The following is a 15,667-nucleotide window of genomic DNA, read 5'->3' as shown; positions in this document are numbered from 1 at the left end:
AAGTGGGCGCAGATATTACCCAAGAGCCCTGGGACTAGCAAGCCGTTCAGGCACAGACTTCTGCTACAACTTTAGCTAATTCATTAGCATAGCCACGCACCAGGGACTCATCATCACCCTCGACCATGACCCGCACTAGCGGCTCGGTACCCGATTTGCGCAGCAACACCCGGCCACGCCCCTTCATGCTCGCAGTGACGCGCGCACAAGCATCCTTGACCGCAGGATGCGCTATGGGGTCATGGCCGCCACCGAAGCGCACATTGACCAGCACCTGCGGACACTTGCGCAAGCCCTGCCGGGCCTTTGCCAAAGGCTGCCCGCGCCGCTTGAGTGCTAACAACACCTGCAACCCGGCAATGATCGCATCACCGGTCGTTGTATGCTGGAAACACACCAAATGCCCAGAGTTTTCCCCACCCAACTGCCAGTCCCGCTCAAGCAGCTCGGCAATCACGTAACGATCCCCGACCTTGGCCCGCACAAACGGGATATCCAGATCCGCCAACGCCAGTTCCAAGCCCAGGTTGCTCATCTGGGTGCCGACCACCCCCCCCTGGAGCTTGCCACGCTCCTGGAGGTCCCGCGCGATGATAAACAGCAGCTCATCGCCATCCACCACCGCACCGGTGTGATCGACCATCAGCACGCGATCGGCATCACCATCGAAGGCGATCCCAATGTCCGCCTGCTGAGCGACCACCGCCGCCTGCAGAGACGCAATGTGTGTGGAGCCGCACTCGTCATTGATATTCAAGCCATTCGGCTGCGCCGCCAGTACCGACACCTCGGCACCAAGCTCGCGGAATACATTCGGCGCCACTTTATAGGCCGCGCCATGTGCACAGTCGACCACCAGCTTAAGCCCGGCAAAGCTGGTATTGCTCGGCACGCTGCCTTTGCAGAATTCGATATAGCGTCCTGCAGCATCATTGATGCGCGAAACCTTACCCAACTTTGCCGACTCGACCACGGTCATGGGCGTATCAAGCAACTCCTCGATCATCAGCTCAACTGCGTCAGGCAGCTTGGTGCCTTTCCCAGAGAAGAATTTGATGCCGTTATCGTCGTGCGGATTGTGCGAAGCACTGATAACAATCCCCGCCTCGGCATGAAAGGTGCGAGTCAGATAGGCAATGGCCGGCGTTGGCATCGGCCCAAGCAACATGACATCAGCACCGGCCGCAGATAAACCAGCCTCCAGCGCCGACTCGAACATGTAACCGGAAATCCGCGTGTCCTTGCCAATCAGCACTCGACAGGCGCCCTGACGGCGAAACGCCATGCCGGCCGCCCAACCAAGCTTGAGCATGAAGTCAGGCGTGATCGGATATTCGCCAACGCGACCACGAATCCCATCAGTGCCGAAATATTTTCTACTCATAAACACCCTGCCTTTCTTATCCGGCCGCTTGCACCGCGGCAATCATCCGAACCACATCCATAGTTTCGGCCACATCGTGCACCCGCAGAATGCTGGCACCCTTGGCCACCGCCAAGGCCGCCAAGGCCAAGCTGCCATATAACCGCTCACCCACCTCCTGCCCCAGCACCTGGCCAATCATGCTCTTGCGCGACACACCTACCAGCAAAGGCCGCCCGAACGCGTGCAGGCTTTCCAGATGCTTGAACAGGCTGAGGTTGTGCTCCAGGGTCTTGGCGAAGCCGAACCCGGGATCGAGGATCACCCGCCCAGCCGGAATGCCTGCCGCAATGCAAGCCGCCATGCGTTCTGTCAGAAAATTCCGCACCTCGCCCAGCAGATCCGCATAGTGCGGACTCTGCTGCATGGTGCCGGGCTCGCCACGCATGTGCATCAAGCACACGGGCAGGCCGCTGGCCGCCGCCGCATCTAGGGCGCCGTCACGCTGCAGCGAGCGCACGTCATTGATCAACCCAGCCCCAAGGCGCGCCACCTCACGGATTACTGCCGGCGTGGAAGTATCCACCGAGATGATCACATCTAGCTCCGCCGCGATGGCCTCGACAACCGGCGCCACCCGTTCCAACTCTTCCGTCGATGACACCGGCCGCGCCCCAGGCCGAGTGGACTCGCCGCCGACATCGATCAGACTAGCACCCGCCTTGACCATGGACTCGGCATGTCGCAACGCCAAGTCGAGCCGACTGAAGCGTCCGCCATCGGAAAAGGAGTCAGGAGTGATATTGAGGATACCCATCACCTGAGGATGGCTTAAATCAAGAAACCGGCTACCACAGGGCAGCCGGTTGGGGTGTTGCATCAGGGACATGTAAGGCATTAGTGCTCGGCAGCCGGGCCACCAATTGGCTTCTCGAGAAGATCGATTGTTTCAGCGCTAACCACAGGCTTGCCAGCATCGTCGCCGCCGCCCTGCCAATCGCGTGGCTCACGCGGCTCACGCCCGGCCATGATGTCGTCGATCTGCTCGGCATCGATGGTTTCATACTTCATCAGCGCTTCAGCCATCGCATTGAGCTTGTCGCGATTATCTTCCAGCAGTCGCTTGGCAGTGCCATAGCAATGATCGATGATGCTGCGCACCTCCTGATCGATCATCTTGGCGGTATCAGCCGAGACATTGCTGTGCTGACTACCCATGCTGCGCCCGAGGAACACTTCACCCTCTTCTTCGGCATACATCAGCGGACCGAGTTTTTCCGACAAACCCCACTTGGTCACCATGTTCCGCGCGATTTGGCTGGCGCGCATGATGTCGTTGGACGCACCAGTGGTCACGCCATCAAAGCCGAGGGTCATTTCTTCAGCGATGCGCCCGCCGTACAGCGAGCAGATCTGACTGATCAGCGCGCGCTTGGACAGGCTGTAACGATCCTCCTCAGGCAGGAACATGGTCACACCCAAGGCCCGCCCTCGCGGGATGATCGACACCTTGTAGACCGGATCATGCTCGGGCACCAAGCGCCCGACGATGGCATGCCCAGCCTCGTGGAAAGCCGTGTTGAGCTTCTCCTTCTCGGACATCACCATGGATTTGCGCTCAGCGCCCATCATGATCTTGTCCTTAGCCAGCTCAAATTCCTTCATCTCGACGACGCGCTTGCCGGCACGCGCGGCAAACAGCGACGCCTCGTTGACCAGGTTGGCCAGATCGGCGCCGGAGAAGCCTGGTGTGCCGCGGGCAATCACCGCCGGCTTGACGTCGTCGCTGACCGGCACTTTGCGCATGTGCACTTTGAGAATCTGCTCGCGACCGCGAATGTCCGGCAGACCGACCACCACCTGGCGGTCGAAACGGCCGGGGCGCAGCAACGCCGGATCGAGCACGTCCGGGCGGTTGGTGGCGGCGATGACGATGATTCCATCGTTCATCTCGAAGCCGTCCATCTCCACCAGCAACTGGTTGAGAGTTTGTTCACGTTCGTCATGGCCGCCACCCATACCAGCGCCACGATGGCGACCGACGGCGTCGATCTCGTCGATGAAGATGATGCACGGTGCATGCTTCTTGGCCTGCTCGAACATATCGCGCACACGGGATGCGCCGACACCGACGAACATTTCCACGAAATCGGAGCCGGAGATGGTGAAGAACGGCACCTTGGCCTCACCGGCGATGGCCTTAGCTATCAGCGTCTTACCGGTGCCGGGCGGACCGACCATCAGTACGCCACGCGGGATACGCCCGCCCAAACGCTGGAACTTGCCCGGATCGCGGAGAAACTCAACCAGCTCGCCGACCTCTTCCTTGGCCTCGTCGCAACCGGCGACGTCAGCCAGAGTGGTCTTGACCTGATCCTCGGAAAGCAGACGCGCCTTGCTCTTGCCAAAGCTCATCGGCCCACCCTTGCCACCGGCACCGCCCTGCATCTGGCGCATGAAGAACATGAACACCGCGATGATCACCAGGATCGGGAAGCTGGCTACCAGCAACTGGGTCCAGATACTCTGCTGCTCGGGCTTCTTACCCTCGACGATCACATTGTTGTTGATCAGGTCGCCGATCAGACCACGGTCTTCGATCATCGGCCGCACCGTGGTGAACGGCTTGCCATCGGTGCCGACACCGCTGATGGTGTAGCCATCGACAGTCACCCGCTGCACGCCACCGTCCTTCACCTGCTCGATGAACTGCGAATAGTTCAGGGTCTGCGGCTCGCTCGGGCTGGAGAAGTTGTTCATCACCGTCACTAGGACAGCGGCGATGATCAGCCACAGGATCAGGTTCTTTGCCATGTCGTTCAATTAGCTACCCTCTGAAGCAGGCCCCGTCCCGGAACGCGCCCCGCATGACGCTGGTTGTTTACCAGCCTAACTTACTACACAACACCTACCCCTGGCAGGCGCGGTCTGTAACCCTTTATGAGGGGCTCGCCCTGACCGGTTAGACCGAGGCCGGCACCCTTTGTTTCACTCTAGCCCGCCACGGTAGCCGCGAGCGAGCAGGTACTGCTCACGGGAGCGGTCACGCGAGGACAAGGGCTTGCGCATCTGCACCTTGTCGAACATCTCGCGCACTTGTTTGTGGTAGAGATCGAAGCCTTCGCCTTGGAAAATCTTGATGAGGAAATCGCCGCCTGGTCGCAGTACACGGCCAGCCAAATCCAACGCCAATTCACACAGGAACATGGCGCGCGGCTGATCGGCAGCTCTCAGCACACTCATATTGGGGCCATATCGGAAATCACAAGGTCAACCGGCTTACCGCCGATCGCCTCGAGAATCTGCGTGAATACCGCATCCTCGGTGAAATCTCCCTGAATGAAAGTGACATCGGGAATACTGTCCATTTCGAGGATATCGGACGCGATTAAGGTGCCTTTGTCACCGATCACACGACTGGTGACTTGCGACCAGCCGCCCGGCGCCGCGCCCAGATCGACCACGGTCATGCCCGGCCGCAGGATGCGATCATTTTCTTGAATTTCCAACAGCTTATAACTGGCACGCGAACGATAACCGTCCTTTTGCGCCATTTTGACGTAAGGGTCGTCGAAGTGCTCTTTCAGCCAACGAGGACTGGTTTTGGAACGGGCCAAGGGGATACCTCGCGATTAACTGGCGGTTCCCTGGCGTTCGGGTAAACTGGCCGCCGTTTTTTACAAGATCAGACGCAGGGGTCGGATTATGCCGCTCACTCAGGAGCAGAAGAAACAATACAAATCTATCGGCCACCAACTGAAACCAGTATTGATCGTGGCTGACAATGGTTTGACCGAAGGCGTACTGGGCGAACTAGAGCGCGCCCTCAACGATCACGAGCTGATCAAGGTGCAACTGCGTATTGCCGAGCGTGAAGACCGCCTGGCGGTCATCAGCGAGCTCTGCCAGGCCAGCCGCGCCGACCTGGTCCAAGTGATCGGCAAGATGGCCCTGCTCTACCGCAAGAACCCCAAGCCGAACAAAAATCTGTCGAATATCAGCCGCTATAGTGGCCTTTGATTCGCACAGTGGCGCGCTTAGCGCGCCCTACTTCCCGGCACCGGCTGCAGCACCAGCAGCAACCCACAGAGTGCCAAGACCAAGTAATTGAAGAGCAGCCAACGCATGGCCTGCGGCGCCCACTCACGGACGCCGAAGTAAACCAGCGCCATCGCCAACACGGTCAGCAACAACTGACCGCGGGTATCCCGCCAGAGACCGCGCAGCCCCACCACCGGCCACAGAACCAGTAGCTGCAGCAGTGCACAAAACGCCGCGAAACCGACCAACAAAGGATTCAAGGTCTCAGCAATCGCTTCGATCAGCAGCGGCGCCAAGCCGATTTTGTCCAGCGCCGGCAGCATGACGAAATGCAACAGCCACAGGCCGCCGACCCAGAAGGTCTGGGCCAGCTGCCAGCTGATGATCCCAGCCCTGAGCGGCTGGCGCTTAAAGATGGCGGACTTCGACAATCTCGTACTCGATCAGACCACCGGGTGTCTTCACCGCCACCACATCGCCCTCATCCTTGCCGACCAAGGCGCGGGCAATGGGTGAGCCGACCGAAATCTTGCTCAACTTGATATCCGCTTCGTCTTCACCAACGATCTGATAGGTCACGCTTTCGTCGGTTTCGACGTTGGCGATCTCGACAGTAGTGCCGAAAATCACCTTGCCCGTGGGCGCTATGGTCGTGACATCGATGACCACGGCGTGCTGCAGGCGTCCTTCGATATCGCGAATACGCGCCTCGACCATCCCCTGCTGCTCACGGGCGGCGTGATACTCGGCATTTTCCTTGAGATCGCCGAGCTCACGCGCGGTGCCGATGTCTTGACTGAGCTTAGGACGCACGACCTTGGTCAGGTGAGTCAGCTCTTCTTCCAGAGCGCGAGCGCCCTGGACGGTCATTGGGTATTTATTCATGCCTTGATTCCTGCATGGAGATCCTGCAAGCGGCGCACAGTCTTCTCGGGACCGAACTTGAGCGCTTCACAGATCGCCTGCCCACCGGCCAGCGTGGTGGTGCAGCAGATCTTGTGCTGCAGGGCGTTACGACGGATGGAATAGGAGTCAGCGATGGACTGACGGCCTTCGGTGGTGTTGATGATCAGGGTGACCTGGTCATTCTTGATCATGTCGACCACGTGCGGACGACCTTCGGTCACCTTGTTCACGCGGCGCACCGGCAGGCCGGCGGCCTCGATGATGCGCGCAGTACCGGCGGTGGCGACCACTTCGAAACCGAGCTCGACCAGATCGCGGGCGACCTGCGCGACCATCGGTTTGTCGTCCTCGCGCACACTGATGAAGGCGCAGCCGCTGGTCGGCAGCAGCTCGCTGGCGCCCAGCTGAGCCTTGGCGAAGGCTTCGGCGAAGCTGTCGCCGACGCCCATCACCTCGCCGGTGGATTTCATCTCCGGGCCGAGGATCGGGTCGACGCCGGGGAACTTGGCGAACGGGAACACCGCTTCCTTGACGCTGTAGAACGGCGGGATGATTTCCGCGGTGAAGCCGATCTCCCTCAGGGTCTTGCCGGCCATGACGCGCGCCGCGACCTTGGCCAGCGACTCACCGATGCACTTGGAGACGAACGGCACGGTCCGCGAGGCGCGCGGGTTTACCTCGATGACGAAGATATCCTCGCCCTGCACGGCCATCTGCACATTCATCAGACCGACCACGCCGAGCTCCAGAGCCATCTTCTTGACCTGCTCGCGGATCTCGTCCTGGATGTGCTTGGGCAGCGAGTACGGCGGCAGCGAGCACGCCGAGTCGCCGGAATGCACGCCGGCCTGCTCGATGTGCTGCATGATCGCGCCGATCACCACGTCGGTGCCGTCGCACACCGCATCGATATCCACTTCGATGGCGCAATTGAGGAAGTGATCGAGCAGCACCGGGCTGTCGTTCGACACTTGCACCGCTTCGCGCATGTAGCGCTTCAGCTCGTCTTCTTCGTAGACGATTTCCATCGCCCGGCCGCCGAGCACGTAGGACGGGCGCACCACCAGCGGGTAACCGATGACCTTGGAAGCGCGGATCGCCTCTTCTTCGCTGCGCGCGGTGGCGTTGGCCGGCTGACGCAGGTTGAGACGCTGGACCATCTGCTGGAAGCGCTCGCGGTCTTCGGCGCGGTCGATGGCATCCGGGCTGGTGCCGATGATCGGCACGCCGGCCTCTTCCAGGGCGCGGCACAGTTTCAGCGGGGTCTGCCCGCCGTACTGGACGATCACGCCCTTTGGCTGCTCGACGCGGACGATCTCCAGCACGTCCTCCAGGGTCACCGGCTCGAAGTACAGGCGATCGGAGGTGTCGTAGTCGGTGGAGACGGTTTCCGGGTTGCAGTTGACCATGATGGTCTCGTAGCCGTCTTCGCGCATCGCCAGCGCGGCGTGCACGCAGCAGTAGTCGAACTCGATGCCCTGGCCGATACGGTTGGGGCCGCCGCCGAGGATCATGATCTTGTCGCGGCTCGACGGGTTGGCCTCGCACTCCTCCTCATAGGTCGAGTACATGTAGGCGGTGTCGGTGGCGAACTCGGCGGCGCAGGTGTCGACGCGCTTGAACACCGGCAGCACCTTCAGCTTGTGGCGGTGGCTGCGCAGGTTCTTCTCGGTGACGCCGAGCAGCTTGGCCAGACGCGCATCGGAGAAGCCCTTGCGCTTGAGCTTGCGCATCAACTCGACGTCGATGCTGGACAGGCCGAGGGTCTTGACCTTGGCCTCGTCCTTGACCAGGTCCTCGATCTGCACCAGGAACCACTCGTCGATGCGGGTCAGCTCAAACACTTCCTCGATGCTCTTGCCGGCGCGGAAGGCATCGGCGACGTACCAGATGCGCTCCGCGCCCGGCACGGTCAGTTCGCGCTTGAGGATGTGCTCGCTCTCCGGATTGCTCAGATCGAGCTTCGGATCGAAACCGTTGGCACCGACTTCCAGACCGCGCAGGGCTTTCTGCATCGACTCCTGGAAGGTGCGGCCGATGGCCATGACTTCACCGACGGACTTCATCTGGGTGGTCAGGCGGGCGTCGGCCTTAGGGAATTTCTCGAAGGCGAAACGCGGGATCTTGGTGACGACGTAGTCGATCGCCGGCTCGAACGACGCCGGGGTGCGACCGCCGGTGATATCGTTCTGCAGCTCGTCGAGGGTGTAACCGACCGCCAGCTTGGCGGCGATCTTGGCGATCGGGAAGCCGGTGGCCTTGGAGGCCAGCGCCGAGGAGCGCGATACGCGCGGGTTCATCTCGATCACCACCATACGCCCGGTGTTCGGGCAGATACCGAACTGCACGTTGGAGCCGCCGGTTTCCACGCCGATCTCGCGCAGTACCGCCAGCGAGGCGTTGCGCAGGATCTGGTATTCCTTGTCGGTCAGGGTCTGCGCCGGAGCGACGGTGATGGAGTCGCCGGTATGCACGCCCATCGGGTCGAAGTTCTCGATCGAGCAGACGATGATGCAGTTGTCCTTCTTATCACGGACCACTTCCATCTCGTACTCTTTCCAACCGATCAGCGACTCGTCGATCAGCAACTCCTTGGTCGGCGACAAGTCCAGACCACGGGCGCAGATTTCCTCGAACTCTTCACGGTTGTAGGCGATGCCGCCGCCGGTGCCGCCCATGGTGAAGGACGGCCGGATGATGCACGGGAAGCCGACCTTTTCCAGCACCCCGTAGGCATCTTCCATGCTGTGGGCGATGCCGGAGACCGGGCAGGCCAGGCCGATGTCTTTCATCGCCCTGTCGAAGCGCGAGCGGTCTTCAGCCTTGTCGATGGTGTCGGCGTTGGCGCCGATCATTTCGACGCCGAACTTAGCCAACACACCGTGGTGCTCCAGATCCAGCGCGCAGTTCAGCGCGGTCTGGCCACCCATGGTCGGCAGCAGCGCATCCGGGCGCTCCTTCTCGATGATCTTGGCCACGGTCTGCCACTTGATCGGCTCGATGTAGGTGGCATCGGCCATGGCCGGGTCGGTCATGATGGTGGCTGGGTTGGAGTTCACCAGAATGACGCGGAAACCCTCTTCCTTCAGCGCCTTGCAGGCCTGGGCGCCGGAATAGTCGAACTCGCAGGCCTGGCCGATGACGATGGGGCCAGCGCCGAGGATGAGGATGCTTTTGATGTCTGTACGTTTTGGCATGTGTCTTACTCGAATCCTTGGGTCAGTCGGCAGGCTTAGCGGCGCTTGGCCATGGCTTCGATGAAGCGGTCGAACAGCGGGGCCACATCATGTGGACCGGGGCTGGCTTCCGGGTGACCCTGGAAGCTGAAGGCCACCTTGTCGGTGCGCTCGACGCCCTGCAGAGTGCCGTCGAACAGCGACTTATGGGTGGCGCGCAGGTTGCCCGGCAGGGTCGCCTCGTCCACGGCGAAACCGTGGTTCTGGCTGGTGATCATCACCACGCCGCTGTCGAGATCCTGCACCGGGTGGTTGGCGCCGTGGTGGCCCAGATCCATCTTCACGGTCTTAGCGCCGGAGGCCAGGGCCAGCAGCTGGTGGCCGAGGCAGATGCCGAATACCGGGATCTCGGTCTGCAGCACGTCCTTGATCGCCTGGATCGCGTAATCGCAGGGCTCCGGATCACCTGGGCCATTGGACAGGAACACGCCATCCGGATTCAGCGCCAGCACTTCGCTGGCCGGGGTCTGCGCCGGCACCACGGTCAGGCGGCAGCCGCGCGCTACCAGCATGCGCAAAATGTTCAGCTTGACGCCGTAGTCGTAGGCGACCACGTGGTACTTCAGCTCGGCCGCGGGGATTTGCGGGTGGCTGTCGTCCTTCAGGTCCCACACACCGGAGCGCCACTCGTAGCGCTCGGCGGTAGTGACCACCTTGGCCAGGTCCATGCCTTTCAGGCCGGGGAAACTGCGTGCCAGTTCCAGGGCTTTTTCTTCGCTGATGTCGTCGCCGGCGAGGATGCAGCCGTTCTGCGCGCCTTTTTCGCGCAGGATACGAGTCAGGCGACGGGTATCGATACCGGCGATAGCGACGGTGCCGTTTTCCTTCAGATAATCCGGCAGCGACTGCTTGTTGCGCCAGTTGCTGGCCAGCAGCGGCAGGTCGCGGATGATCAGGCCAGCCGCCCACACCCGGCTGGACTCAGCGTCTTCCGGCGTGGTGCCGGTGTTGCCGATGTGCGGATAGGTCAGGGTGACGATTTGCTGGGCATAGGAAGGGTCGGTAAGGATTTCCTGGTAGCCGGTCATGGCGGTGTTGAACACCACCTCGCCGATAGTGTGGCCATCGGCGCCGATGGCTTCGCCGCGAAAGATGCTGCCATCGGCAAGGGCGAGTATGGCTGGCTTAGTCAAGAAGACCTCCCGTAATCAAGGCTTGAAGCAAACGCAGATTGTAAAAAAGCGGGATGACGTTCGAACCGTCACCCCGCTTTTTTATTTGATTCATTCTGCGTAACTTTTAGTGGATACACTAAAGCGCGCAGCTTACAGAAAAACGCCTTTTTGGTCTACCGCCATCTAGCCCGGCGGGCATCCCTCAGCGCAAGCCGAGCACATCCTGCATGTCGTACAGGCTCGCTTCCTGCCCCTCCAACCACTGCGCCGCCCGCACTGCACCCCTGGCAAAGGTCATGCGACTGGAGGCCTTGTGGGTGATTTCCACGCGCTCGCCATCGGCAGCGAACAGCACGGTATGGTCGCCGACTACATCGCCGGCGCGCACGGTGGCGAAGCCGATGGTTTCGCGCTGACGAGCACCGGTCTGGCCTTCGCGACCGTAGACGGCAACCTGCTGCAGATCCCGCCCCAGCGCCTGGGCCACCACTTCGCCCATGCGCAGCGCAGTACCCGACGGCGCGTCGACCTTGTGCCGATGGTGGGCCTCGATGATCTCGATATCCACCTCGTCGCCGAGCACCCGCGCCGCGGTATCCAGCAATTTCAGGCAGAGATTGACGCCGACGCTGAAGTTGGCCGCGAAGACAATCGGGATATCCTTGGCCGCCTCGGCCAGACGCTGTTTTTCCTCGACGGAAAAGCCGGTAGTGCCGATGACCATGGCCTTGCCGGCCTGGCGGCAGACTTCCAGGTTCTTCAGGGTCACCGACGGATGGGTGAAATCGATCAGCACATCGAACTCGCCGACGACCTTGGCCAGATCCGCCGACAACGGCACACCGATCCGCCCGATGGCCGCCAGCTCACCGGCATCGGCGCCGACCAGGCTGCTGTCCGGGCGATCGATTGCCGCCGTCAGCCCCGCGTCGGTGGCTTGCTGGATCGCCTCGATCAGGGTCTTGCCCATGCGCCCAGCGGCGCCCATCACGGCTATACGTCGCATTTCAGCTCCTCAAACAGCTTACACATCACCGAAGAAACGCTTCACACCCTCGAACCAGCCACTGGCCTTGGGCGAGTGCGAGGTGTCGCCTTGCAGCGTGCCGCGAAACTCTTCGAGCAACTCGCGCTGACGCCTGTCCAGATGCACCGGGGTTTCCACCGCGACCCGGCACATCAGATCGCCAGCGGCACCACCACGCACCGGAGCCACACCCTTGCCGCGCAGACGAAACAGCTTGCCGGTCTGGGTGCCCTCGGGAATCTTCAGCTTGACTCGGCCATCCAGGGTTGGCACTTCCAGCTCGCCGCCCAGCGCCGCGTCGGCGAAGCTGATCGGCACTTCGCAGTACAGATGCTTGCCGTCACGCTGGAAGATCGAGTGCTCGCGGACGTTGACCACCACATACAGGTCGCCCGCCGGGCCGCCATGTACGCCAGCTTCGCCCTCGCCCGAGAGACGAATGCGGTCACCGTTGTCGACCCCAGCCGGCACCTTGACCGACAGCGTCTTGTGCTCTTCCACCCGGCCGTGGCCATGGCAGCTGCCACAGGGGTCGGTGATCATCTTGCCGCTACCGTGACAGCGCGGACAGGTCTGCTGCACCGAGAAGAAGCCTTGCTGCATGCGCACCTGGCCGATACCGCCGCAGGTGGTACAGGTCACCGGACTGGTGCCCTTCTTGGCGCCGGAACCCTCGCAAATCTTGCAGTTGACCAGGGTCGGCACGCGAATGGTCACCGTGGTGCCGCGTACCGCCTCTTCCAGATCCAGCTCGAGGGTGTAGCGCAGATCGCTGCCGCGCTGCACGCCACCGCGCGAGCCGCCGCGACCGCCACCGAAGAAATCGCTGAACACATCGCCGAAGATGTCGGAGAAGTTGGCACCACCGCCAAAGCCCGCACCACCACCCCCCATGCTCGGATCGACGCCGGCATGGCCGTATTGGTCGAAGGCCGCGCGCTTGCTGCCGTCGGACAACACTTCATAGGCCTCGTTGGCCTCCTTGAAGTGCTCCTCCGCAGCTTTATCGCCAGGATTACGGTCCGGATGGTATTTCATTGCCAAGCGCCGGTAAGCCTTCTTCAGCTCCGCCTCGCTGGCACCGCGCTCGACCCCGAGCACTTCGTAATAGTCACGCTTAGCCATATTTCTGCTGCACTCTCAAATTCACATCATCCAGATACGCCGACGCGGGAGAAGGCTCCCGCGCGGCGAATCGTGCCCGCCGCATGGCGACGGGTTGGGGCGGAAGCGTGACCCTTACTTGTGGTCCTTGACCTCTTCGAACTCGGCATCGACCACATCGTCGGCGCCGCCTTTCGACTCGTCGGCAGCATGGGCCGCCTCGGCGCCTTGCGGCTGCTCGGCATACATCTTCTGCGCCAGCGGCGTGGTGGCTTCGGACAGGGCGTTCATCTTCGCCTCGATCAGCGCCTTGTCGTCGCCTTTGACGGCGGCGTCCAGCTCGCCGAGAGCCTTCTCGATAGCGGTCTTCTCGTCGGCAGTGGCCTTGTCCCCGGCTTCGGTGAGCATCTTGCGAGTCGCGTGGACCAGCGCGTCGCCCTGGTTGCGAGCACCGGCCAGCTCTTCGAACTTGCGGTCTTCCTCGGCGTTGGCCTCGGCGTCACGCACCATTTGCTCGATCTCTTCCTCGGACAGACCGGAGTTGGCCTTGATCACGATGGACTGCTGCTTGCCGGTGGCCTTGTCTTTCGCGCCGACGTGCAGGATGCCGTTGGCGTCGATGTCGAAGGTCACTTCGATCTGCGGCACGCCGCGCGGCGCCGGCGGAATCTCGGCCAGGTCGAACTTGCCCAGCGACTTGTTCTGCGCGGCTTGCTTGCGCTCGCCCTGCAGCACGTGGATGGTCACCGCGGCCTGGTTGTCGTCGGCCGTCGAGAACACCTGCGACTTCTTGGTCGGGATGGTGGTGTTCTTCTCGATCAGCGCGGTCATCACCCCACCCATGGTTTCGATGCCGAGGGTCAGCGGGCTGACGTCGAGCAGCAGCACGTCCTTGACATCGCCGGCCAGGACCGCACCTTGAATGGCGGCGCCCATGGCCACGGCTTCGTCCGGGTTGACGTCCTTGCGCGGCTCTTTGCCGAAGAAATCGGAGACCAGTTTCTGTACCAGCGGCATGCGGGTCTGGCCGCCGACCAGGATCACGTCATGGATGGTGGCCGCGTCGATGCCGGCATCTTTCAGGGCGATGCGGCACGGCTCGATGGTGCGCTGCACCAGATCTTCCACTAGAGACTCCAGCTTGGCGCGGGAAATCTTCACGTTCAGGTGCTTCGGACCGGACGCATCGGCGGTGATGTACGGCAGGTTGACGTCGGTCTGCTGGCTCGAGGACAGCTCGATCTTGGCCTTCTCCGCCGCCTCTTTCAGGCGCTGCATGGCCAGCGGATCGCCCTTGAGGTTGATGCCGCTTTCCTTCTTGAACTCGTCGACCAGGTAGTCGATCAGGCGGATGTCGAAGTCTTCGCCACCGAGGAAGGTATCGCCGTTGGTGGCCAGCACTTCGAACTGGTGCTCGCCGTCAACTTCGGCGATCTCGATCACCGACACGTCGAAGGTACCGCCGCCTAGGTCATAAACGATAACGGTGTGATCGCCCTTGGCCTTGTCCATACCGTAGGCCAGCGCGGCCGCGGTCGGCTCGTTGATGATGCGCTTGACGTCCAGGCCGGCGATGCGACCGGCGTCTTTGGTGGCCTGGCGCTGGCTGTCGTTGAAGTAGGCCGGCACGGTGATCACCGCTTCGGTGACCGGCTCGCCGAGATAGTCTTCGGCGGTCTTCTTCATCTTCTTCAGCACTTCCGCGGAGATTTGCGGCGGCGCCATCTTCTGGCCCTTCACTTCCACCCAGGCGTCGCCGTTGTCGGCCTTGACGATCTTGTACGGAACCATCTGGATGTCTTTCTGCACCACGCCTTCTTCGAAGCGACGGCCGATCAAACGTTTCACCGCGTACAGGGTGTTGTGCGGGTTGGTCACCGCCTGGCGCTTGGCCGACTGACCGACCAGGGTTTCGCCATCATTGGTGTAAGCGATGATCGACGGTGTGGTCCGCGCGCCTTCAGCGTTCTCGATGACCTTGACACTGCCGTTTTCCAGAATGGAGACGCAGGAGTTGGTGGTCCCCAGGTCGATACCGATAATTTTGCCCATTTTCACTCTCCCGAAACTTGGTTTTCATCGCGGCCTGGTTGCAGGGCCGCGGTAGCACTAATTCGCTTGGTTAAACAGATGGGGGCCGGCTCGCTGATTTCAAGCCTGCTCATCAATCGAAGGCGGCGCTTCCTCCGGCGCCTTGCTCACCACCACCATGGCGGGGCGCAGCAGACGGCCGTTGAGCAGATAACCCTTCTGGAACACCTTGAGCACGCTACCCGGCTCGACATGGGTGCTTTCCTGCATGGCCATGGCCTGATGGTGCTCGGGGTTGAACGGCGCGCCGTGCGGATCCACTGCCTCGAGCTGATAACGCTTGAGGGTGTCGTGGAACAGCTTGAGGGTCAGCTCAATGCCTTCACGCACCGACTTCAGCGCCTCATCATCCGGATTGGACAGCTCAAGACCGCGCTCCAGGCTGTCGATGACCGGCAGCAGATCGCCGGCGAATTTCTCCAGGGCGAACTTGCGCGCCTTCTCCACATCCTGCTCGGCACGCCGGCGCACGTTCTGCAGATCGGCCGCAACGCGCAGCGACTGATCCTGGGCCGCCGCCAGCTGCTCCTCCAGCGCCTGCACGCGGGCGACGAACTCGTCGCTCGACACTGCCTCCGCTGCGGGACTTGCCTCGGGGTTCTGGTTGTCCAGGGTCTGTTCTTCAGCCATGCGCTCCTCCTCTCTCAAATCGCCGCGGGGTGAATAACCCGCTCTTCTGTCCGCCTATATGGGGGCGCATTTTTTCGCTTCAAGGGCCGTCGACTGGTTGTCAGGCGGAAAATGACTACTGTATAAATACACAGCCACTGCACTTCAGGGGATC

Annotated in this window: 12 protein-coding genes and 1 pseudogene; 1 reads left to right on the top strand and 12 read right to left on the bottom strand. The window is 61.7% G+C overall.

Annotated elements, in window-relative coordinates; all coding sequences use genetic code 11:
• Window positions 1-46: 46 nt before the first annotated feature.
• The 4 genes and pseudogenes from glmM to rlmE form a co-directional block, all read right to left on the bottom strand.
• A complete protein-coding gene (gene glmM, locus D3880_RS04240; RefSeq protein WP_119895660.1) occupies window positions 47-1,384 on the bottom strand; it encodes a phosphoglucosamine mutase in 1,338 nt (445 codons plus the stop codon).
• A 16-nt stretch (window positions 1,385-1,400) separates the two neighbouring features.
• The gene (gene folP, locus D3880_RS04235) at window positions 1,401-2,252 is read right to left on the bottom strand and encodes a dihydropteroate synthase (protein WP_119895659.1); all 852 of its coding nucleotides are present in this window, start codon (window positions 2,250-2,252) and stop codon (window positions 1,401-1,403) included.
• An 8-nt stretch (window positions 2,253-2,260) separates the two neighbouring features.
• Window positions 2,261-4,177: an ATP-dependent zinc metalloprotease FtsH gene (gene ftsH, locus D3880_RS04230; protein WP_162935039.1), complete on the bottom strand. Its 1,917-nt coding sequence runs from the start codon at window positions 4,175-4,177 to the stop codon at window positions 2,261-2,263.
• Between the two features lie 174 nt (window positions 4,178-4,351).
• Window positions 4,352-4,980, bottom strand: a pseudogene (gene rlmE / locus D3880_RS04225) (23S rRNA (uridine(2552)-2'-O)-methyltransferase RlmE).
• 88 nt (window positions 4,981-5,068) lie between these two features.
• Here rlmE and yhbY point away from each other — a divergent pair.
• A complete protein-coding gene (yhbY, locus tag D3880_RS04220; protein ID WP_119892271.1) occupies window positions 5,069-5,383 on the top strand; it encodes a ribosome assembly RNA-binding protein YhbY in 315 nt (104 codons plus the stop codon).
• 17 nt (window positions 5,384-5,400) lie between these two features.
• On the opposite strand, the gene D3880_RS04215 is transcribed toward yhbY, so the two are convergent.
• The 8 genes from D3880_RS04215 to grpE all read right to left on the bottom strand — a co-directional run bounded on the left by D3880_RS04215 (window position 5,401) and on the right by grpE (window position 15,513).
• On the bottom strand, window positions 5,401-5,835 hold the full coding sequence (locus tag D3880_RS04215; protein WP_119892270.1) for a DUF4149 domain-containing protein: 435 nt from the start codon (window positions 5,833-5,835) through the stop codon (window positions 5,401-5,403).
• Window positions 5,813-6,289 (bottom strand): transcription elongation factor GreA, encoded by a 477-nt coding sequence (gene greA, locus D3880_RS04210; RefSeq protein ID WP_119892269.1) that lies wholly within the window; start codon window positions 6,287-6,289, stop codon window positions 5,813-5,815. Before greA ends, D3880_RS04215 begins: the two co-directional genes overlap by 23 nt.
• Complete coding sequence (gene carB, locus D3880_RS04205; RefSeq protein WP_119892268.1) at window positions 6,286-9,507, bottom strand: carbamoyl-phosphate synthase large subunit; 3,222 nt, start codon at window positions 9,505-9,507, stop codon at window positions 6,286-6,288. The genes greA and carB overlap by 4 nt, the downstream gene beginning before the upstream one ends.
• A gap of 35 nt (window positions 9,508-9,542) precedes the next feature.
• A complete protein-coding gene (gene carA, locus D3880_RS04200) occupies window positions 9,543-10,679 on the bottom strand; it encodes a glutamine-hydrolyzing carbamoyl-phosphate synthase small subunit (protein WP_119892267.1) in 1,137 nt (378 codons plus the stop codon).
• 184 nt (window positions 10,680-10,863) lie between these two features.
• Window positions 10,864-11,667 carry a 4-hydroxy-tetrahydrodipicolinate reductase gene (gene dapB, locus D3880_RS04195; RefSeq protein ID WP_119892266.1) on the bottom strand — a complete coding sequence of 268 codons (804 nt, stop codon included), beginning with the start codon at window positions 11,665-11,667 and terminating at the stop codon, window positions 10,864-10,866.
• Window positions 11,668-11,685: 18 nt separating this feature from the next.
• Window positions 11,686-12,813: a molecular chaperone DnaJ gene (gene dnaJ / locus D3880_RS04190; protein ID WP_119892265.1), complete on the bottom strand. Its 1,128-nt coding sequence runs from the start codon at window positions 12,811-12,813 to the stop codon at window positions 11,686-11,688.
• Between the two features lie 114 nt (window positions 12,814-12,927).
• Window positions 12,928-14,844 (bottom strand): molecular chaperone DnaK, encoded by a 1,917-nt coding sequence (dnaK, locus tag D3880_RS04185; RefSeq protein WP_119892264.1) that lies wholly within the window; start codon window positions 14,842-14,844, stop codon window positions 12,928-12,930.
• A 99-nt stretch (window positions 14,845-14,943) separates the two neighbouring features.
• A complete protein-coding gene (gene grpE / locus D3880_RS04180; protein WP_119892263.1) occupies window positions 14,944-15,513 on the bottom strand; it encodes a nucleotide exchange factor GrpE in 570 nt (189 codons plus the stop codon).
• Window positions 15,514-15,667 lie beyond the last annotated feature (154 nt).

The organism is Pseudomonas cavernae (genome assembly GCF_003595175.1).
Taxonomy (GTDB): domain Bacteria; phylum Pseudomonadota; class Gammaproteobacteria; order Pseudomonadales; family Pseudomonadaceae; genus Aquipseudomonas; species Aquipseudomonas cavernae.
This window is presented reverse-complemented; position numbering and strand designations above follow the sequence as displayed.